The following is a 17,320-nucleotide window of genomic DNA, read 5'->3' on the forward strand; positions in this document are numbered from 1 at the left end:
GGCCCCGAGACGTCCCACGACTACGACCTGCTGGTCATCGGCTCGGGTCCCGGCGGGCAGAAGGCGGCGATCGCGGCCGCCAAGCTCGGCAAGCGCGTCGCGGTCGTCGAACGGCGCGGCATGATCGGCGGCGTCTGCACGCAGACCGGCACGATCCCCTCGAAGACCCTGCGCGAGGCCGTCCTCTACCTCACCGGCTACGCGATGCGCGGGCTCTACGGCGAGAGCTATCGGGTCAAGCAGGACATCACCGTCCAGGACCTGCTCGCGCGCACCAACTTCGTCATCGGCCGCGAGGAGGAGGTGATCCGCGCGCAGCTGCAGCGCAACCGGGTCGACCTGCTCAGCGGCGCCGCCCGGTTCGTCGGCGAGCACGCCGTCGAGGTCGTCGGCGAGCCGCGGGGCGAGCGCAGCGACGCGAAGAGATCTCGCGGCGAGCACCAGACGGTCACCGCGGCGAAGATCGTCGTCGCCACCGGCACCCGGCCCGCGCGGCCTCCGCAGGTCGAGTTCGACGACCGCCGCGTCGTCGACTCCGACGGCATCCTCGCGATGGAGCAGATCCCGGCCAGCATGGTCGTCGTCGGCGCCGGGGTGATCGGCATCGAGTACGCCTCGATGTTCGCCGCGCTCGGGACCCGCGTGACCGTCGTCGAGCGCCGGCCCCAGATGCTCGACTTCTGCGACGCCGAGGTCATCGAGTCGCTGAAGTTCCACCTGCGCGACCTCGCGGTCACCTTCCGGTTCGGCGAGGAGGTCTCCGGGGTCTCGGTGTCCGAGCGCGGCACCGTGACGACGCTCGCGAGCGGCAAGAAGATCCCGGCCGAGACGGTGATGTACTCGGCGGGCCGCCAGGGCGTCACCGACCAGCTCTCGGTGGAGCGCGCCGGGCTCGAGGTGGACGATCGGGGCAGGCTCAAGGTCGACGAGCACTTCCGCACCGCGGTGCCCCACATCTACGCCGTCGGCGACGTCATCGGCTTCCCCGCGCTCGCCGCGACGTCGATGGAGCAGGGCCGGCAGGCCGCGTACCACGCGTTCGGCGAGCACCCCCAAGAAGAAGGCGGGGCGTCGATGACCGCGGTCTCGCCGTTCGGGATCTACACGATCCCGGAGGTCAGCTACTGCGGCGCCACCGAGGCCGAGCTCACCGAGCAGGCCGTCCCCTACGAGGTGGGCATCTCGCGCTACCGCGAGCTCGCCCGCGGCCAGATCGTCGGCGACGACTACGGCATGCTCAAGCTGCTGGTCTCCCCCGACACCCACGCCCTGCTCGGCGTACACGTGTTCGGGACCTCGGCCACCGAGCTCATCCACATCGGCCAGGCGATCATGGGCTGTGGCGGCACCGTCGACTACCTCGTCGACGCGGTGCTGAACTTCCCGACGCTCTCGGAGGCCTACAAGGTCGCCGCCCTCGACGCGACGAACAAGATCCGTGCCCTCGAACAGTTCGCCTGAGCCCGGCTTCGCGCGCCACGCCTTCGTCCTCCCGCGCGCCCCCGACGGCGGCGACGCGGTGTACCTCGCGGGCAACTCCCTGGGCGCCCAGCCCCGTGCCGCGCGGGACGCGGTGCTCGCGGCGGTGGACGAGCAGTGGGCGAGGGTCGGGGTCGCGGGCTGGGAGGACAGCGGCTGGTGGGCGACGCCCCAACGCCTCGGCGACCGGGTGGGCGCGCTCGTCGGCGCCGTGCCCGGGCAGACGGTGGTCGGCGACTCGACGTCGGTGCAGCTCTTCGGGGCGCTGATCGCCGCGTCCCGGCTCCGGCCGGGGCGCTCGGTGCTGCTCTCCGACGCCGGCCACTTCCCCACCGACCGCTACCTCGCGACGTCGGTGGCGCGCCTGACGGGGCTGACGCTCGTCACCGCGGCGCCGGACGCGCTGGCCCCGGACGCCGACACCGCCGTCGTGGCCGTGCCCGCCGTCGACTTCCGGACCGGCGAGCGGTGGGACCTCGCCGCGATCGTCGAGCGTGCGCACGCGGCCGGCGCGGTGGTGGTGGCCGACCTGTCGCACGCCGTCGGCGTCCTGCCCGTCGACCTCGACGGCCTCGGCGTCGACCTGGCCGTCGGCTGCACCTACAAGTACCTCAACGGCGGCCCGGGCGCGCCCGCGTTCGTCTACGTCGCCGCCCGCCACCACGACGTCCTCGACCCGCCGCTGACCGGCTGGACCGGCCACGCCGAGCCCTTCACGATGACCGAGGCGTGGACCCCGGCGCCCGGCGTCGGGCGCCTCCGCGTGGGCACGCCGCCGATGCTCTCGATGCTCGCCCTCGACGGCGCGCTGTCGGTCTTCGACGGCGTCGCGCTCGCCGACGTGCACGCAGCGTCCCTGGCGCTCGGCGACGCGTTCCTCGAGGCGCTGCCGGCCGGGGTCGACGTCGTGACCCCGCGGGAGCACGGACGTCGGGGCGGGCACGCCGCCGTGCGCGTCCCCGACGCCGAGGGCCTGTGCGCGGCGCTGGCCCGGCGGGGGGTCGTCGTCGACGCCCGCCCGCCGGATCTGCTGCGCTTCGGCTTCGCCGCGCCCTACGTCACGCTCGACGACGCCCGTACCGCGGCTCGGGAGCTCGCGGCGCTGTTGGTCTGAACGGACGCCCGGACACATGTCAGCGGCGTGGCGCCGCAGACGTTGAGTGTCCGTAGCGCCACGCCGCTGACAGAGAGGTTGGTCCGATCAGCTCCCGGTGGGGAACCGCAGGATCGCGCCGACGCCGTCCTGCAGCGACGTGCCGCCGCCGAGGACCTGCACCTGGCCGCCCAGGGCACCGACGGCGCGCAGCAGGACCTGCTCCGCGGGCCGGGCGACGGGCTCGGTGTCGGAGATCTCGGCGAGGTTCGCCGGGTCGGTGGAGATGGCCTCCGGCGACGACCCCGCGTACAGCTCTCCCGGCACGTCCTGGCCGTCGACCAGCAGGAGCGTGTCGACCGCGCCGGTCCGCGCGGCCTCGAGCACCGGCTCGAGGCCCTCGACCGCGTTGGCGTGGCCCTTGCCCTCCTCGAAGCGCTGGCGCACGCCCGACTCGCGCTCGGTGGCGATCTCGCCGGTGACAGTCAGCAGGGCGCCCTCGAGCGCGTCCTCGGAAGCGCCGGCGGCGCGGCTGCCGGCCTCGATCTCACGGGTGATGTCGGCGAGGTCCCCGGTGAGCTCCTGGCGCACCGCCGAGCGGCCCTGGATCTCACCGGCGATGACGATGACCTCGGGCCGGAACTGCGAGGCGGCGCTGCGCAGGCCCTTCACGACCGCGTCCGCGTTCTCGTAGGACGCCATCTCGTGGCGGTTCTGGCGCGTCCGGTTGCCGGGGCCGCCGCCGCGGGCCTTGTGGACGGTCTCGATCGCCTGACCCTTGACGGTCTCCTCGGAGAGCTCGCGTGCGCCCTCGCTGTTGTCGGCGATCACCTGGTAGATGTCGCCGCCGGTCTGGTCGACCACGGCGAGCAGCACGCGCACCGAGCCGGTCTGGCTGCGGTAGTACCGCCCGAGCTCGGGCAGCGGCGACCACACGGCGATGTCGCCCGCGGCGTCGACGGCCTCGACCTCGTCGTCGAAGAGGATGCCGTCGGCCGAGGCCACGAGGACCCGGCCGACCTCGGTGATCGAGCCGGCGCGCTTGCCGCCGAGCTCCTCGTCCAGCGCGGCGAGGGTCTTGTCGTCGGCGCCGGCCTGCTGGAGCTGCTTCGACAGATCACGCCAGCGCAGCTCGACCTGCTTGGCCGAGTTCTCGCCGGCCTGCACGGCCTCCAGGTAGACCGTCGCGAACGGCCCCGGCCGCTCGAAGATGTCTCGAGTACGCGACAGGTCCATCCGGTGTTCCTCCTGCTCCACCCGTCCCGGGGTGGGACGGGAACGTCGACTTCCTTATCGTTCGACCTACCCTCTCGCCCCCTCCCGCATGCGTGATGAGGGGGTGAGCGGTGCGCTCCCGGCGACCGGCGGGAGCACCGGGGCACGGGCACCCACGAGAGCGGAGCTCACATGCAGCACGACGCGGTCCTGGCCGAGACGATCGGCATCCGGGGCCACGGGGACGACGAGATCGAGGCCTACACGGCGCGCCCGATGGACGGCACGCCCCGCGGCGGGATGATCGTCATCCACCACATGCCCGGCTACGACGCCGCGACCAAGGAGATCACGCGGCGGTTCGCGACCATGGGCTACCACGCGATCTGCCCGAACCTCTACACGCGCGAGGCCCCGGGCGCCGCGCCCGACGACGCGGCCGCCACCGCGCGCGCCCAGGGCGGGGTGCCCGACGAGCGCTTCGTCGGCGACGCCGCCGGCACCGCCCGCTGGCTGCGCTCGCTGCCCACGAGCAACGGGAGGGTCGGCGCGATCGGGTTCTGTTCGGGAGGGCGCCAGGCCGTCCTCGCGGGCATCGAGGTCGACCTCCAGGCCGCGATCGACTGCTACGGCGCCTTCGTCGTCGGCGCGCCACCGGAGGGGTTCCCGTTGCGGGTCAGCCCGTTCGGTCACCGCATCCCCGAGCTGCGCGCGCCGCTGCTCGGCCTGTTCGGCAACGAGGACGCGCACCCCTCCCCCGATCAGGTCGACGAGCTCGAGAAGCTGCTCCGGGAGGCGGGCAAGACCTACGAGTTCCACCGCTACGACGACGCCGGGCACGCGTTCTTCTCCGTCGACCGGCCCAGCTACCGGGTGGCCGCCGCCGTCGACGGCTGGGAGCGCATCCGCGACTTCCTCGCACGACACCTGGGGGCGTGAGCCGCATGTGTACCTACAGCACCGAGGAGCTCGCGCTGGCGAAGTCCAGCGGCAAGGGGCCCGACGGCTGGTTCCCGCTCGAGACCGCCACCGTCTACTACGACCACCCCGTCCACGCGCCCGACGAGCACACCGTGAACATCGACTTCCTCAACCCCGGCCGGGGCCCGGGCGCCCGGGTCGCGGTGGAGCTGAGCCTGGACTCGGCGAAGGACCTGCTCGCCGCCCTCGCGGTCACGGTGGAGCGCGCCGCCGACCACTAGGACCCTCCCGTTCCTCCTCGGGCACCTTGCACTCGCGACAGTCGCGATATATCGTTGACGTGTCGCGATCGAACAATGAAGGAGGAGCGACATGACGACCCACGAGACGCCCGGCGAGCGCCGGGACGAGGGAGAACGCGGGCACGGCCCGCACGGACACCGGGGCCACGGCCCCCACGGCCCCCACGGCCGCGAGCGGCGTCGCCACGGCGGGTTCGCCCGCGCGGCGATGTTCGGTGGAGACGCGGGCGATCCCCGCGAGCGGTTCCGCCGCGGGAAGCGGGGCGGCCCCTTCGGGCGCCCGGGCTTCGGCGGTCCGGGCGGCTTCGGCGGCCCCGGAGGCGGACCGGGTGGTGGCTTCGGCGGTCCGGGCGGCTTCGGCGGCCCGCGCGGCGGCGGCCGTGGACGACGGGCGCGCGGTGACGTGCGCACGGCGGTCCTCGCGCTGCTCGCCGAGGAGTCGATGCACGGCTACCAGATCATCCAGGAGATCGCCGAGCGCTCCGGCGGGGCCTGGCGCCCCAGCCCGGGCTCGGTGTACCCGACGGTGTCGCAGCTGGCCGACGAGGGCCTGGTGCGCACCGAGAAGGCCGAGGGCCGGTCGGTGATCCACCTGACCGACGCGGGCCGCACCTACGTCGACGAGCACCGCGAGGAGCTCGACGCCGTGTGGAACTCCGCCGCGGCCGAGGACGGCTTCGGCGCGCTGCGCGAGTCGGTCGGCCTCGTCATGGGCGCCGTCTCGCAGGTCGCCCAGGTCGGGCGTGAGGAGCAGGTGACCGAGGCGGTCCGCCTGCTCGACGACACCCGTCGCCGGCTCTACCTGCTCCTCGCCGGCGAGCCCGCGGGTGAGCCGACCACCTCGGGCGGCGACGCCGACCCGAGCGGGAGCGAGACGGGCACGGCCGGGTGACCGTGACGTGGCGGCAACCCGTCACGTGGCAGCAACACGGCGGTGACCTCGCGTCACACCGCGCCCCTAGGCTTCCGGTCCCGCTGACGACGAGACCGAGGAGGTCGGAGGACCGGCCGTGTTGCTCCGCCGCCCGCCGTCCGGACCCCCCTCGCCCGGCCCCGTCCTGCGGGACGTGCCGGGCGAGCGATGGGCCCTGCAGTACCGGACCGTGCACGGGTACCGCCGTGCGTTCCGGATGGCCGGCTCCGGTCCGGTGCTGCTGCTCATCCACGGGATCGGCGACGACTCGTCGACGTGGGGTCCCCTGCTCGACGACCTCGCCCGCGACCACACCGTCCTCGCCCCCGACCTGCTCGGGCACGGCGGCTCGGACAAGCCGCGCGGCGACTACTCGGTCGCGGCGTACGCGAACGGGATGCGCGACCTGCTCGGCGTCCTCGACGTCGACCGCGCCACCCTCGTCGGGCACTCGCTCGGCGGCGGCGTGGCGATGCAGTTCGCCTACCAGTACCCCGAGCGCACCGAACGGATCGTGCTCATCGGCGCCGGCGGGGTCTCCCAGTCGGTGAGCCCGGCCCTGCGCGCGGCCTCGCTGCCCGGCGCGCAGCTCGTGCTCGGGATGCTGGGACTGCCCGGCATGCGCACGCAGACCGAGGCGGTGATGTGGGCGCTCACCCGCCTCGACCACCCGCTGGGCCGCGACGCCGAGGACCTGGTCCGGCTCGTCGACGCCCTCCCCGACGCCACCAGCCGCAGCGCGTTCCTGCGCACCCTGCGCGCCGTCGTCGACTGGCGCGGCCAGGTGGTCACCATGCTCGACCGCTGCTACCTCACCGCGGGGATGCCGACGCTCCTGCTGTGGGGCTCCGACGACATGATCGTCCCGGTCGAGCACGCGCAGCTCGCCCACGAGGCCATGCCCGGCAGCGAACTGCAGGTGTTCGAGGGCGCCGGGCACTTCCCGTTCCACACCCACCCGCGCGAGGTCCTGCGCGCGCTGCGCACGTTCCTCGCCCGCACCGCCCCCGCGCACTGGAGCGCCGCCGAGTGGCGCGAGCTCCTGCGCCACGGGCGGGAGGACTAGTTCACCCACGAGCGTCGGGGCCCGGCGATGGGTGAGGATGGTCGCGTGAGCTCCCCCGCGACCACCGCCAGCCCGGACGGGACCCCCGACGACCCCTACCTCTGGCTCGAGGAGGTCACCGGCGACGAGGCCCTGACCTGGGTGAAGGAGCGCAACGCCGAGTCGCTGGACGTCCTCACCGGGGGCGAGCGCTTCGGCGAGCTCCGCGACGGTCTGCGCGCGGTGCTCGACGCCGACGACCGCATCCCGTACGTGCGACGCCGCGGCGCGCTGCTCTACAACTTCTGGCAGGACGCCGAGCACTCCCGCGGGCTGTGGCGGCGCACCACACTCGAGAGCTACCGCACCGGCGAGCCCGACTGGGAGCTGCTGCTCGACCTCGACGCCCTCGCGGCGGAGGAGGACGAGAACTGGGTCTGGGCGGGCGCCGCCGTCCGCTATCCCGACTACGACCGCGCCCTCGTCCAGCTCTCGCGCGGCGGCGCGGACGCGACGGTGGTGCGCGAGTTCGACCTCGCCTCGAGGACCTGGGTGACCGACGGGTTCACGCTGCCCGAGGCGAAGAGCCGCGTGGGGTGGATCGACGCCGACACCGTCTTCGTCGGCACCGACCTCGGAGCCGGCTCTCAGACGACGTCGGGCTACCCGCGGGTGATGCGCCGCTGGCGACGCGATCAGCCGGTCGCCGAGGCCGAGGTCGTGTTCACCGCCGAGGAGACCGACGTGTCGGCCTTCGCCTCGCACGACCACACCCCGGGCCACGAGCGCGACTTCGTCGGGCGCAGCCCCGACTTCCACACGACCGAGGAGTACCTCCTGCGCCCGGACGGGACGCAGGTGCTCCTCGACGTGCCGCCGGATTCCGACACCGACGTCGAGCGCAGCTGGCTGCTGGTGCGCACGCGTTCGCCCTGGAGCGTCGAGGGCGTCGAGCACGCCGCCGGCTCCCTGCTCTGCTTCGACTTCGAGGGCTACCTCGCCGGCGACCGCTCGGCGCGGGTGCTCTTCGCCCCCACCCCCAGCCGCTCGCTGAGCTACCACGCCTGGACGAAGAACCACCTCGTGCTCGCCGTCCTCACCGACGTCGTCACGCGTCTCGAGGTGCTCACCCCGGACCAGGACTGGGCGCGCCGCGAGCTGCCGGCCGGGCCCGATCTCGGCTCGGTCGACCTCATCGGCGTCGACCCCGACCAGAGCGACGAGTACTTCCTCGACACCGACGGCTACACGCAGCCCTCGACGTTCCTGCGCGGCGAGCTGGGGCGCGACACCGACCCGGAGCCCGAGGTCCTGCGCACGGCGCCCGCGCGCTTCGACGCGAGCGGCCTCGAGGTCCGGCAGTTCTTCGCGACCTCCGACGACGGCACCCAGGTGCCGTACTTCGTGGTCGGCCGGGTCGCCGACACCCCGGGCCCCGCACTGATGACCGGCTACGGCGGCTTCGAGATCGCCCTGACCCCGGGCTACAGCGGGATCATCGGACGGGGCTGGCTCGCCCGGGGCGGCACCTACGTCGTCGCGAACATCCGCGGCGGCGGCGAGTACGGGCCGACGTGGCACACCTCGGCGCTCGGCGAGCACCGCCACCGGGCGTACGAGGACTTCGCGGCGGTCGCCCGGGACCTCGTCGAGCGCGGGATCACCACGGCGTCGCAGCTGGCGATCCACGGCGGCAGCAACGGCGGCCTGCTCATGGGCGTGATGCTGACCCGCTACCCGGAGCTGTTCGGGGCGATCGTGGTGATGGTGCCGCTGTTCGACATGCGCCGGTTCCACCTGCTGCTCGCCGGGGCGTCGTGGATGGCCGAGTACGGCGACCCCGACAAGCCCGAGGAATGGGCGTGGATCGCGCAGTACTCGCCGTACCAGAACCTGCGCGCCGACGAGGCCTACCCGCCGGTGCTCGTCACGACCTCGACCCGCGACGACCGCGTCCACCCCGCCCACGCCCGCAAGGCCGTGGCCCGGATGCGCGAGCACGGCCACGACGTCGAGTACTACGAGAACATCGAGGGCGGCCACGGCGGCGCGGCCGACAACGCCCAGCGCGCGTTCCAGTGGGCGCTCGTCTTCGAGTTCTGCTGGCGGCAGGTGGGCTGAGGGCCGCCGATCACCAGAGGTCGCGCGTGTACCAGTGGGCGGCGTAGGGGTTGGCGTTGTAGGGCTCGGTCTCGACGAACCCCTCGCGGGCGTAGAGCGCGCGGGCCTCGACGAGGTCGTCGGCGGTGTCGAGCACCAGCCGGCGGAGCCCGGCCTCGCGGGCGAGCTCGGTGAGGTGGTGCAGCAGGCGCGTGGCCAGGCCCTGGCCGCGCACCTCGGGGTCGACCCACATGCGTTTGATCTCGCCCGCGCCCGGCGGGACGTCGACCCCCTCGAAGCGCAGGCCCGCGCAGGCGACGACCCGCTCGCCCTGCTTCCCGACGACGAGGACCCCGGCCGGTGGGGCGAGGGCCAGGGGGTCGTCGGCGAGGAACTGTTGCGACCACGACGGCTCGGGCGCCTTCTCCGGCCAGCGGCGGGCGAGCTCGCCGGCGTAGGCGCGCAGGGCGGTCAGCCCGTCGGGCGAGTCGGGGCGCACGGCGCTCAGGACGATCTCCACGTCCCCATCCTGCCGAGCGCCCCGACCTCCGCGATCAGTAGCCCGGCGCGACCTCGCCCTCCCAGTCGACCAGCTGCACGATCACGCGGTTGGGGTCGCGCACCTGGAACGCGCGCTCGCCCCACGGCTCGGGGGTCAGCGGCATGGTGATCGCCACGCCCTCGGACTCCAGCCGGGCCAGCTCGCCCTCGAGGTCGTCGACGACGAACGCGAGGATCAGCCCGGCGGCGTGCTCGTCGCGCTGGTCGACGGGCAGGGACTCCAGCCCGGTGCGCAGGAAGACGACGGACATGCCGACGTCCTCACGCGCCAGCGACACGAAGCCGTCGGCGGCCATGGCCTGCTCGAAACCGAAGTGCTCGACGAGGAAGGCCCCCGAGGCCTCGGGATCGGCGACGTTGAGGGAGACGGCGGACGCACTGATCTTCATGGACCCTCTTTCTCCGTACGCTGTACATCGTACGTTGTACACGAAAAAATGAGAGGGTGCCGCCGATGAGCGCCGATCCCGCCCGCACGCTCGCGCTGCTGTGGCGCGCCGATCCCCCGGCCACCCGCGGTCCCCGGCGCGGTCTGGACCTCGACGCGGTCGTGCGCGCCGCCACGGCGCTCGCCGATGCCGGCGGCGCGGACGGGCTGGTGCGCCTGACGATCCGCGCGCTGGCCACCGAGCTCGGCGTCGCGCCGATGACCATCTACACCTACGTCCCCGGGCGCGACGAGCTCGCCGACCTCGTCGTCGACGCCTCCTACGCCGCCATGCCGCGCCGCGACACCGCCGGTCAACCCTGGCGCGAGCGCCTCACGGCGGTGGCCGAGGAGAACCGCGCGCTCTACCGCGCCCACCCGTGGGCGGCGCGCGTCGACCCCCGGCGTCCCGTGCTCGGCCCCGGCGAGACCGCGAAGTACGAGCACGAGCTGGCGGCCTTCGACGACCTGGCGGACCTCGACGACGTCGACCGCGACGCCGCCCTGACCTTCCTGCTCGACGTCACCCGCGCCGCGGCGCTGCCAGCCACCGCGACGGACGACGGAACCCCCGACGACGCCGCCTGGTGGGCCGCGCGGGCCCCGGTGCTCGCCGAGGTGCTCGACCCCGAGCGCTTTCCGCGCGCCACCCGGGTCGGCGCCGCCGCCGGTGCCGCGCAGGGCTCGGCCCGCGATCCCGACCGGGCCTGGCGCTTCGGGCTGGAACGGGCGCTCGACGGGCTGGCCGCGATGATCGGGTGACGGGGCTCAGAGCGTGAGCACGTGCCGGTCGCGGCCGGCGCCGATACCCATCAGGATGGTCGGCACCACGAGCACCGCCATCACCACGAGCGGGACCGTCCACCCGCCAGTGAGGTCGTGGAGCGCGCCCAGACCGAAGGGGCCGACGGCCGCGAGCGTGTAGCCGATGCCCTGGGCCATGGCCGAGAGCTCGGCGGTGTGCGCGGTGTCCGGCGAGCGGAGGGTGATCAGCAGGAGTCCGAGGGCGATGTTCGAGCCCTGCGCGACGCCGAGCAGCACCATCCAGAGCGCGGGCAGCGTGCCGGGCGCGAGGATCAGCCCGGCGTAGCCGGCGACGTAGAACAGGCAGGTGACGGTGACGAGCGCGCTCTGGCTCGGGCGGCGCATCGCCAGCGAGGGCATCGTCGCCGAGAACACGAGCCCCACGATCCCGGCCAGCGAGAGCAGCAGTCCGGCCTCGGCGGGGCTGCGCCCGGCGTCGACGTAGATCGTCGGGATCCACGCCGACGTCGCGTAGAACTGCAGCGACTGCAGGCCCATGAACAGCGTGACCTGCCAGGCCAGCGGGTCGCGCAGCAGCCCGCGACGCATCGCCGCGGCCTCCCCCACCGGGCTCGACGGCACCGTGCGACGGCGTGCGCGGGGGACCCAGACCGCCAGCGTCACCAGCGCGAGCAGGCCCCACAGCCCGAGCGTGTACCGCCAGTCGAGGCCCGTGACGCGCTGCAGGGGCACGGTGACGGCGGCGGCAAGCGCCCCGCCACCGGTGAGCACCATCGAGTAGGCGCCGGTCATCGCGCCGGTGCGGTGCGGGAAGTCGCGCTTGACCAGCGTCGGCAACGACACGTTGCCCACCGCGATGGCCGTCCCGACGAGCACGCTCCCGACGAGGATGACGGCGAGCGCGTCGACCAGGCGCAGCGCGATGCCCGCGGTGAGCACCAGCAGCGCCGCCACCATCAGGCGCTCGAGTCCCCAGCGACGCGCGAGGCGCGGCGCGATCGGCGCGAGCAGACCGAAGCAGAGGACCGGGAGGCTGGTCAGCAGGCCGGCGACGCCGCTCGAGACGCCGAGGTCGTCGCGCGCCTGGTCGACCAGCGGCGCGACCCCGACGACGGGGGGACGGAGGTTGGCCGCGAGCAGGAGGACGGCGAACGCCGCGAAGGCGCCGCCGCGCCGCGCCGTCGTCGCGGTGGCGACGGGTGTGCTCACGACCAGCGCCGGGCGACCTCGTCGGCCCACGCCTGGCCCTGTGCCCGTCCGGCCCGTGCCGAGGCCGGCATGGTCGACGGGTCGAGGACGTTGGTGCCGAACGCCGCGAGGGAGGTCTCGTCGGCGAGGATCGCGAGCGCGTCGGTGTCCGGGTGGCTCTCCTGCCGCTGCTCGATCTCCTGGGTCACCGAGCGGAACGGTCCCCCCGCCGGCGGGTCGAGCGGGGCGACGACGAGCACGCGGTCGGCCGCGCCCTGGATCTCGAAGCCGTCGTCGTCGGCCCGGGCCACGTGCACCACCGACGCGACGCCCCCGTCGATGTAGCGCCGTTTCGCCGCCGTCATCGGCGGCCACACGCCGGGTACGGCGCAGCTCGCCGCGACGGCGTCGACCAGCTCGACGCGCGCGTCGCGGGTGAACACGGCCAGCTCCCCGGTCTCCGCGTCGACCGCGGAGATCCGCAGGTCCGTGCGGGGCCACTCCTTCACCGGCAGACGGGCGTCGATGATCGCGCGCCGCCCGGACTCGGGCGGGGTGTCCGCCGCGAGCGCCCAGGCGCCCAGGCGCGCCCGCATCACCCCCGCGTCGCGGGCGCCGTCCATCGCGGCGGCGAGCTGGGCGCCGAGCGCCTCCATGTCCAGCGTCGCGGGCGGGCCGGAGCTCTCGGACGCTCCGGCGAGGTGCTCCTCGTGCACGGCCGCGAGGTCCACGCCCGTGGTCAGGAGGGTCCCGACGACGGAGCCGGCGGAGGTGCCGACGACGCGGTCGGCCAGCGACAGGTCGACGCCGCCCTCGGCAAGGCCGACGAGGACGCCCACCTCCCAGGCGATGCCGGCGAGTCCCCCTCCCCCGAGGACGAGGGCGCGGATGGGGCCGGGGTGAGCGTCTTCGGTCACGGCGACACCTTCCACCGCATGGCGCCGCCGCGCACGGGCGGGTTCCGGAGATCACGCCGGCGGAAGGCGGACCTCGAGATCGTAGAGCCGGGTCGTCTGCTCGGCGTCCTGGTTGTCGTCGCTGACCAGGAGCACCCGCAGGGCCCCGTCCGGCGTGCGGCCGAGCACCGTCATCCCCTCGACGTCGTCGAGCAGCGGATCGGCCTGCGCCTGCTGCGTCGAGGCTGCGAGGTCCGGGCAGGCATGCGCGTCGAGGCGGCCGACCGGCCGGCCGCGGTGTCGAACCGGAGGCCCGCCGGCGTCGCCTCCGACGTGACGAGGCGCGTGCCGTCGGCGTCGACGGCGAGGGCCTCGGCGTCGAGGGCCTCGCCCGCCCCGTCCGCCAGTGGGGTCGCGGCGCGCGGTTCCCGGGACCGCGGGTCGAGGGTGAACAGCACCGAGCGGTCGCTCAGGGCGAGCAGCGAGCCGTCCCGGTCGACCGCCAGCCCCGACAGCCCGGTGAGCGGGGAGGTCCGCCGCGCGCCGTACGTTGCGCCGTCGAGGCGTCGGAGAAGCCGGTGATCGCGACGGCGGGCGAGCACGGGGCCGGCCGGACCGAGGTCGCCGGTGCCCCGCCGCACCCCGTCGCGGTGGCCAGCGACGAGCAGGGCCGCCACCGCCTTGAGCATGCGGCCCACGTTCCCGCAGCCGGATGAACAGCTCGCATTCGAGTGCGTGGCGATACGGACACTCAACGTCTGCGGCGCCACGCCGCTGACATTTCTCAGCCCCCGTCGCGCCGCGACTCCGCCTCCGCGACGCGCTCGATCACCGTCAGGACGCTGTCGGGGTTGAGCGACATGCTGTCGATGCCCTGCTCGACGAGGAACTCGGCGAGGTCGGGGTGGTCGCTCGGGCCCTGGCCGCAGATGCCGACGTAGCGGTCCTTGGCGTGGGCGGCCTCGATCAGCATCGTGATCATCTTCTTGACCGCCGGGCTGCGCTCGTCGAACAGGTGCGTGAGCCGGTCGTCGTCGCGGCCGATCCCGAGGGTGAGCTGGGTGAGGTCGTTCGACCCGATCGAGAAGCCGTCGAAGCGGTCGGCGAACTCGTCGGCCTGCAGGATGTTCGACGGGATCTCCGCCATCACGTAGACCTGCAGGCCGTCGCGGCCCCGCTCGAGCCCGAACTCCGCCATGGTCTCCAGGACGCGGTCGGCCTCCTCCGGCGTGCGGCAGAACGGGACCATGACGATGACGTTGGAGAAGCCCATGGACGTGCGCACGCGGTCCAGGGCGCGGCACTCCAGCGCGAACGCCTCCTTGTAGTCGTCGCTGTAGTAGCGCGACGCCCCGCGCCACCCGAGCATCGGGTTCTCCTCCTCGGGCTCGAACTGCGTGCCACCGAGGAGTCCCGCGTACTCGTTGGTCTTGAAGTCCGAGAGGCGCACGACGACCGGCTCGGGGTACTGCGACGCGGCGATCGTCGCGATCCCGCGGGCGAGGTGGTCGACGAAGTACTCGGCCGTGTCGGGCCAGCCCGCGGTCAGCTCCTCGATCTGCTGCCGCGCGTCGTCGTCCTCCACGTCGTCGAGGTGCAGCAGCGCCAGCGGGTGGGCCTGGATGACGTTGTTGACCAGGTACTCCATGCGCGCGAGCCCGATGCCGTGCGCGGGCAGGCGCCACCACTGCATCGCCGCGGCGGGGCTGCCGATGTTCATCATCACGCGCGTGCTCGTCCCGGGCACCGACTCGAGGTCCAGCTCGCGCTCCGAGAACGCGAGGATCCCGTCGTAGACGTGCCCCTCGTCGCCCTCGACGCACGACAGCGTGACCTCGCGGCCCGCGGCGAGCCGCTCGGTCGCGTCCTGGGTGCCGACGATGGCGGGCACGCCGAGCTCGCGGCTGACGATGGCGGCGTGCGAGGTGCGGCCGCCGCGGTCGGTGACGATCCCGGCGGCGCGCTTCATGATCGGCACCCAGTCCGGGTCGGTCATCTCGGTGACCAGCACCTTGCCGTCCTCGAACGAGTCCACGTCGTCGGCCGACGCGATCACCTGCACCTCGCCCGCGGCGATCGCCTGGCCGATCGCGAGCCCGGAGACGAGCACCTCACCGGTCTCGTCAAGGTGGAACGTCGAGAGCGTCCCGGCGCCGGCGCGCGACTGCACGGTCTCGGGGCGGGCCTGGACGACGAACAGCTCGCCGGTGCGCCCGTCCTTGGCCCACTCGACGTCCATGGGGCGCCCGTAGTGCTCCTCGATCGTCACGCCCCAACGGGCGAGAGCGAGCACCTCGTCGTCGTCGAGGACGAGCGTGCGGCGCTCCTCGTCGTCGGTGTCGACGTTGGTGGTCGGCTCGTCCCCCGAGTCGGTGTAGACGAGCTTGCGCTCCTTCGCCCCGACGGTCCGGACCAGGATCGGCGTCAGCTCCTCCCGGTCGAGGAACGGCTTGTAGACCGTCCACTGGTCCGGGGTGACCTCGCCGCCGACGACGTTCTCGCCGAGGCCCCAGGCGCCGTTGATGATCGCGGTGTCGGGGAAGCCGGTGTCGGAGTCGATCGTGAACATGACGCCGGCGGACCCGAGGTCCGAGCGCACCATCTTCTGCACGCCGATCGAGAGCGCGACGTCGGTGTGCTCGAAGCCCTGCTCGACGCGGTAGCTGATGGCGCGGTCGGTGAACAGCGACGCGTAACAGTCCTTGCAGGCCGCGAGGAGCGCGTCCGCCCCGGTGATGTTGAGGTACGTGTCCTGCTGGCCGGCGAAGCTGGCGTCGGGCAGGTCCTCGGCGGTGGCGCTCGAGCGCACGGCCACGTCGACGTCGTCGGTCTCGTGGCGCTCACCCAGCTCGGCGTACGCCGACCGGATCGCCTCGGCCGTGGCCTCGGGGAACTCGGCGGTGTCGAAGAGCCCGCGGATCGCCGCCCCCGCGTCCGCGAGCTCGCGCTTCCCGTCCGTGAGCTCACCGAGCACGGTCGCGATCTGCTCGTCGAGGCCGTTGACCTGCAGGAACGAGCGGTAGGCCGACGCCGTCGTCGCGAACCCGCCGGGCACCCGGATGCCCACCTCGGCGAGGTTGCCGATGAGCTCACCGAGCGAGGCGTTCTTGCCCCCGACCTCCTCGACGTCCCCGGACCCCACCGTCTCCAGCCACCGGACCTCGTCCGCCACCGTGTCCTCCTCCGTCGCGGTCGGGCGCGCCACCGTTCCCGTCACGGGGGCGTACGACCGATCGGGGGAAGGACTCCCCCCTCGGGGCACCGAGGGAAACAACGGAGCGATTCAGGACGGCGGGCGGACCAGCCGGGCGAGGAGGCGTTCGATCTCCGCGTCCGGGTCCGCGGTCAGCCCCGTGTGCACGGGACCCGGTTGCAGGACGGTGCTGCGCGGGGCGATCAACCAGCGGAAGCGCTCCCCCGCCGACAGCACGCCGGACGGGCCCTCGCCGCGCACCGCACCCTCCCAGGCCGCCACCGCGTCGCGCACCGCCTCCAGGTCGGCCGACGGGGCGAGGGCGTGCAGGCGTTCGGCGTCGAGGTGCGTCCGGACGGCGAGGTGCTCGCGGTGCCGGCAATAGAGCAGCACGCCGACGTTGACCAGCTCGCCGCGCTCGATGTCGGGCACCACGCGCAGCAGCGCGTACTCGAAGGTGTCGCGCTCGGTCTCCCGGCTCATCGCGGCACCCACGCCTCGCGCGCCGCGAGCCGGGCGAGCAGGTGCTCGACGTAGTCCTCGGGCGCCACGTCGTCCAGCCACTCCTCGGGGATGAGCGCGGCCGCGTCGGTGAGCATCGCCTCGTCGACTCGCCCCGACAGCTCGGCGTCGGCCTCGGCCCGGGCGGTCGCGGCGGGGGCGAGGACGTGGTCGGAGAGGTCGTAGGGGCGCGACACCACCGACGCGGCCCGCGCCCAGGAGTGGTGGAAGTACAGGCAGGCGCCGTGGTCGATCAGCCACAGCTCGCGGTGCCAGCGCAGCAGGTTGGGGTTGCGCCAGGAGCGGTCGACGTTCTCGACGAACGCGTCGAACCACAGCACCCGCGACGCCTCGAGCGGGTCGACGCGGTGCGCGACGGGGTCGAACCCGAGGGCACCGGGGAGGAAGTCCATGCCGAGGTTGGGCCCGCCGCTGCGGGCGAGCAGCTCCTGGACCTCCCAGTCGGGCTCCGCGCGGGCAATGACGGGGTCGACGTCGAGGACGACGAGCTCGGGCACCCGGAGCCCGAGACGCCGCGCGATCTCGCCGGCCACGACCTCGGCGACGAGCGCCTTCGCGCCCTGGCCCGCGCCGGTGAACTTCGCGACGTAGGTGCCGAGGTCGTCGGCCTCCACCAGCCCGGGCAGCGACCCGCCCTCGCGCAGCGGGGTGACGTACCGGGTGGCGGTGACCCGGCGCAGGTCGAACACCCGCTCATCCT

At 73.8% G+C, this 17,320-nt stretch carries 18 protein-coding genes; 8 read left to right on the forward strand and 10 right to left on the reverse strand.

Translation table 11 applies throughout. The features are described 5' to 3' along the window. Positions 1 to 27 precede the first annotated feature (27 nt). On the forward strand, positions 28 to 1,461 hold the full coding sequence (gene sthA, locus OG774_RS09690; RefSeq protein ID WP_328310863.1) for a Si-specific NAD(P)(+) transhydrogenase: 1,434 nt from the start codon (positions 28 to 30) through the stop codon (positions 1,459 to 1,461). Continuing rightward, positions 1,439 to 2,593, forward strand: a complete 1,155-nt coding sequence (locus OG774_RS09695; protein ID WP_328308920.1) for an aminotransferase class V-fold PLP-dependent enzyme — start codon at positions 1,439 to 1,441, stop codon at positions 2,591 to 2,593. Before sthA ends, OG774_RS09695 begins: the two co-directional genes overlap by 23 nt. Positions 2,594 to 2,680: 87 nt before the next feature. Here OG774_RS09695 and OG774_RS09700 read toward each other — a convergent pair whose 3' ends face one another. After that, positions 2,681 to 3,808: a baeRF2 domain-containing protein gene (locus tag OG774_RS09700; RefSeq protein ID WP_328308922.1), complete on the reverse strand. Its 1,128-nt coding sequence runs from the start codon at positions 3,806 to 3,808 to the stop codon at positions 2,681 to 2,683. Positions 3,809 to 3,979: 171 nt separating this feature from the next. Here OG774_RS09700 and OG774_RS09705 point away from each other — a divergent pair, with 171 nt between their 5' ends. The 5 genes from OG774_RS09705 (at position 3,980) to OG774_RS09725 (ending at position 9,089) form a co-directional block, all read left to right on the forward strand. Then, a complete protein-coding gene (locus tag OG774_RS09705) occupies positions 3,980 to 4,726 on the forward strand; it encodes a dienelactone hydrolase family protein (RefSeq protein ID WP_328308924.1) in 747 nt (248 codons plus the stop codon). 5 nt (positions 4,727 to 4,731) lie between these two features. Continuing rightward, entirely contained in the window at positions 4,732 to 4,989 is a 258-nt protein-coding gene (locus tag OG774_RS09710) for a DUF6295 family protein (protein ID WP_328310864.1), read from the forward strand. Between the two features lie 91 nt (positions 4,990 to 5,080). After that, positions 5,081 to 5,902 carry a PadR family transcriptional regulator gene (locus OG774_RS09715; protein WP_328308926.1) on the forward strand — a complete coding sequence of 274 codons (822 nt, stop codon included), beginning with the start codon at positions 5,081 to 5,083 and terminating at the stop codon, positions 5,900 to 5,902. A gap of 238 nt (positions 5,903 to 6,140) precedes the next feature. Beyond that, positions 6,141 to 6,989 (forward strand): alpha/beta fold hydrolase, encoded by an 849-nt coding sequence (locus tag OG774_RS09720; protein ID WP_328310866.1) that lies wholly within the window; start codon positions 6,141 to 6,143, stop codon positions 6,987 to 6,989. 27 nt (positions 6,990 to 7,016) lie between these two features. Next, positions 7,017 to 9,089 (forward strand): prolyl oligopeptidase family serine peptidase, encoded by a 2,073-nt coding sequence (locus OG774_RS09725; protein WP_442873964.1) that lies wholly within the window; start codon positions 7,017 to 7,019, stop codon positions 9,087 to 9,089. A 10-nt stretch (positions 9,090 to 9,099) separates the two neighbouring features. Here the strand turns inward: OG774_RS09725 and OG774_RS09730 are convergent, their stop codons facing one another. Both OG774_RS09730 and OG774_RS09735 read right to left on the reverse strand, forming a co-directional pair. Continuing rightward, positions 9,100 to 9,588 carry a GNAT family N-acetyltransferase gene (locus tag OG774_RS09730; protein ID WP_328308930.1) on the reverse strand — a complete coding sequence of 163 codons (489 nt, stop codon included), beginning with the start codon at positions 9,586 to 9,588 and terminating at the stop codon, positions 9,100 to 9,102. A gap of 34 nt (positions 9,589 to 9,622) precedes the next feature. Continuing rightward, a complete protein-coding gene (locus OG774_RS09735; protein WP_328308932.1) occupies positions 9,623 to 10,018 on the reverse strand; it encodes a VOC family protein in 396 nt (131 codons plus the stop codon). 65 nt (positions 10,019 to 10,083) lie between these two features. Here OG774_RS09735 and OG774_RS09740 point away from each other — a divergent pair, with 65 nt between their 5' ends. Then, positions 10,084 to 10,818 carry a TetR/AcrR family transcriptional regulator gene (locus tag OG774_RS09740; RefSeq protein WP_328308934.1) on the forward strand — a complete coding sequence of 245 codons (735 nt, stop codon included), beginning with the start codon at positions 10,084 to 10,086 and terminating at the stop codon, positions 10,816 to 10,818. Positions 10,819 to 10,824: 6 nt separating this feature from the next. Here OG774_RS09740 and OG774_RS09745 read toward each other — a convergent pair whose 3' ends face one another. The 7 genes from OG774_RS09745 to OG774_RS09775 all read right to left on the reverse strand — a co-directional run bounded on the left by OG774_RS09745 (position 10,825) and on the right by OG774_RS09775 (position 17,309). Further along, on the reverse strand, positions 10,825 to 12,030 hold the full coding sequence (locus OG774_RS09745; RefSeq protein WP_328308935.1) for a CynX/NimT family MFS transporter: 1,206 nt from the start codon (positions 12,028 to 12,030) through the stop codon (positions 10,825 to 10,827). After that, positions 12,027 to 12,926 carry a patatin-like phospholipase family protein gene (locus OG774_RS09750; protein WP_328308936.1) on the reverse strand — a complete coding sequence of 300 codons (900 nt, stop codon included), beginning with the start codon at positions 12,924 to 12,926 and terminating at the stop codon, positions 12,027 to 12,029. The genes OG774_RS09745 and OG774_RS09750 overlap by 4 nt, the downstream gene beginning before the upstream one ends. Before the next feature lie 51 nt (positions 12,927 to 12,977). After that, positions 12,978 to 13,100 carry a hypothetical protein gene (locus OG774_RS09755; protein ID WP_328308937.1) on the reverse strand — a complete coding sequence of 41 codons (123 nt, stop codon included), beginning with the start codon at positions 13,098 to 13,100 and terminating at the stop codon, positions 12,978 to 12,980. Further along, positions 13,097 to 13,594: an esterase-like activity of phytase family protein gene (locus OG774_RS09760; protein ID WP_328308939.1), complete on the reverse strand. Its 498-nt coding sequence runs from the start codon at positions 13,592 to 13,594 to the stop codon at positions 13,097 to 13,099. Before OG774_RS09760 ends, OG774_RS09755 begins: the two co-directional genes overlap by 4 nt. 95 nt (positions 13,595 to 13,689) lie before the next feature. After that, a complete protein-coding gene (ppsA, locus tag OG774_RS09765; RefSeq protein WP_328308941.1) occupies positions 13,690 to 16,077 on the reverse strand; it encodes a phosphoenolpyruvate synthase in 2,388 nt (795 codons plus the stop codon). Between the two features lie 111 nt (positions 16,078 to 16,188). Then, entirely contained in the window at positions 16,189 to 16,581 is a 393-nt protein-coding gene (locus tag OG774_RS09770) for a DUF3037 domain-containing protein (protein WP_328308943.1), read from the reverse strand. Next, the gene (locus OG774_RS09775) at positions 16,578 to 17,309 is read right to left on the reverse strand and encodes a HipA family kinase (protein WP_328308945.1); all 732 of its coding nucleotides are present in this window, start codon (positions 17,307 to 17,309) and stop codon (positions 16,578 to 16,580) included. The genes OG774_RS09770 and OG774_RS09775 overlap by 4 nt, the downstream gene beginning before the upstream one ends. Between the last annotated feature and the right edge of the window lie 11 nt (positions 17,310 to 17,320).

Origin of the sequence: Actinomycetospora sp. NBC_00405, from assembly GCF_036044095.1 — a bacterium.
GTDB classification, from domain to species: Bacteria; Actinomycetota; Actinomycetes; order Mycobacteriales; family Pseudonocardiaceae; genus Actinomycetospora; species Actinomycetospora callitridis.

Excerpts from the sequence above, each read along its gene's own strand:
- OG774_RS09700 (WP_328308922.1), bottom strand. The coding sequence starts at position 3,808 with ATGGACCTGTCGCGTACTCGAGACATCTTCGAGCGGCCGGGGCCGTTC.
- OG774_RS09710 (WP_328310864.1), top strand. The coding sequence starts at position 4,732 with ATGTGTACCTACAGCACCGAGGAGCTCGCGCTGGCGAAGTCCAGCGGC.
- OG774_RS09725 (WP_442873964.1), top strand. The coding sequence starts at position 7,017 with ATGGGTGAGGATGGTCGCGTGAGCTCCCCCGCGACCACCGCCAGCCCG.
- OG774_RS09760 (WP_328308939.1), bottom strand. The coding sequence starts at position 13,594 with ATGCTCAAGGCGGTGGCGGCCCTGCTCGTCGCTGGCCACCGCGACGGG.
- OG774_RS09770 (WP_328308943.1), bottom strand. The coding sequence starts at position 16,581 with ATGAGCCGGGAGACCGAGCGCGACACCTTCGAGTACGCGCTGCTGCGC.
- OG774_RS09720 (WP_328310866.1), top strand. The coding sequence starts at position 6,141 with ATGGCCGGCTCCGGTCCGGTGCTGCTGCTCATCCACGGGATCGGCGAC.
- OG774_RS09715 (WP_328308926.1), top strand. The coding sequence starts at position 5,081 with ATGACGACCCACGAGACGCCCGGCGAGCGCCGGGACGAGGGAGAACGC.
- OG774_RS09735 (WP_328308932.1), bottom strand. The coding sequence starts at position 10,018 with ATGAAGATCAGTGCGTCCGCCGTCTCCCTCAACGTCGCCGATCCCGAG.
- OG774_RS09705 (WP_328308924.1), top strand. The coding sequence starts at position 3,980 with ATGCAGCACGACGCGGTCCTGGCCGAGACGATCGGCATCCGGGGCCAC.
- OG774_RS09740 (WP_328308934.1), top strand. The coding sequence starts at position 10,084 with ATGAGCGCCGATCCCGCCCGCACGCTCGCGCTGCTGTGGCGCGCCGAT.
- OG774_RS09755 (WP_328308937.1), bottom strand. The coding sequence starts at position 13,100 with ATGACGGTGCTCGGCCGCACGCCGGACGGGGCCCTGCGGGTGCTCCTG.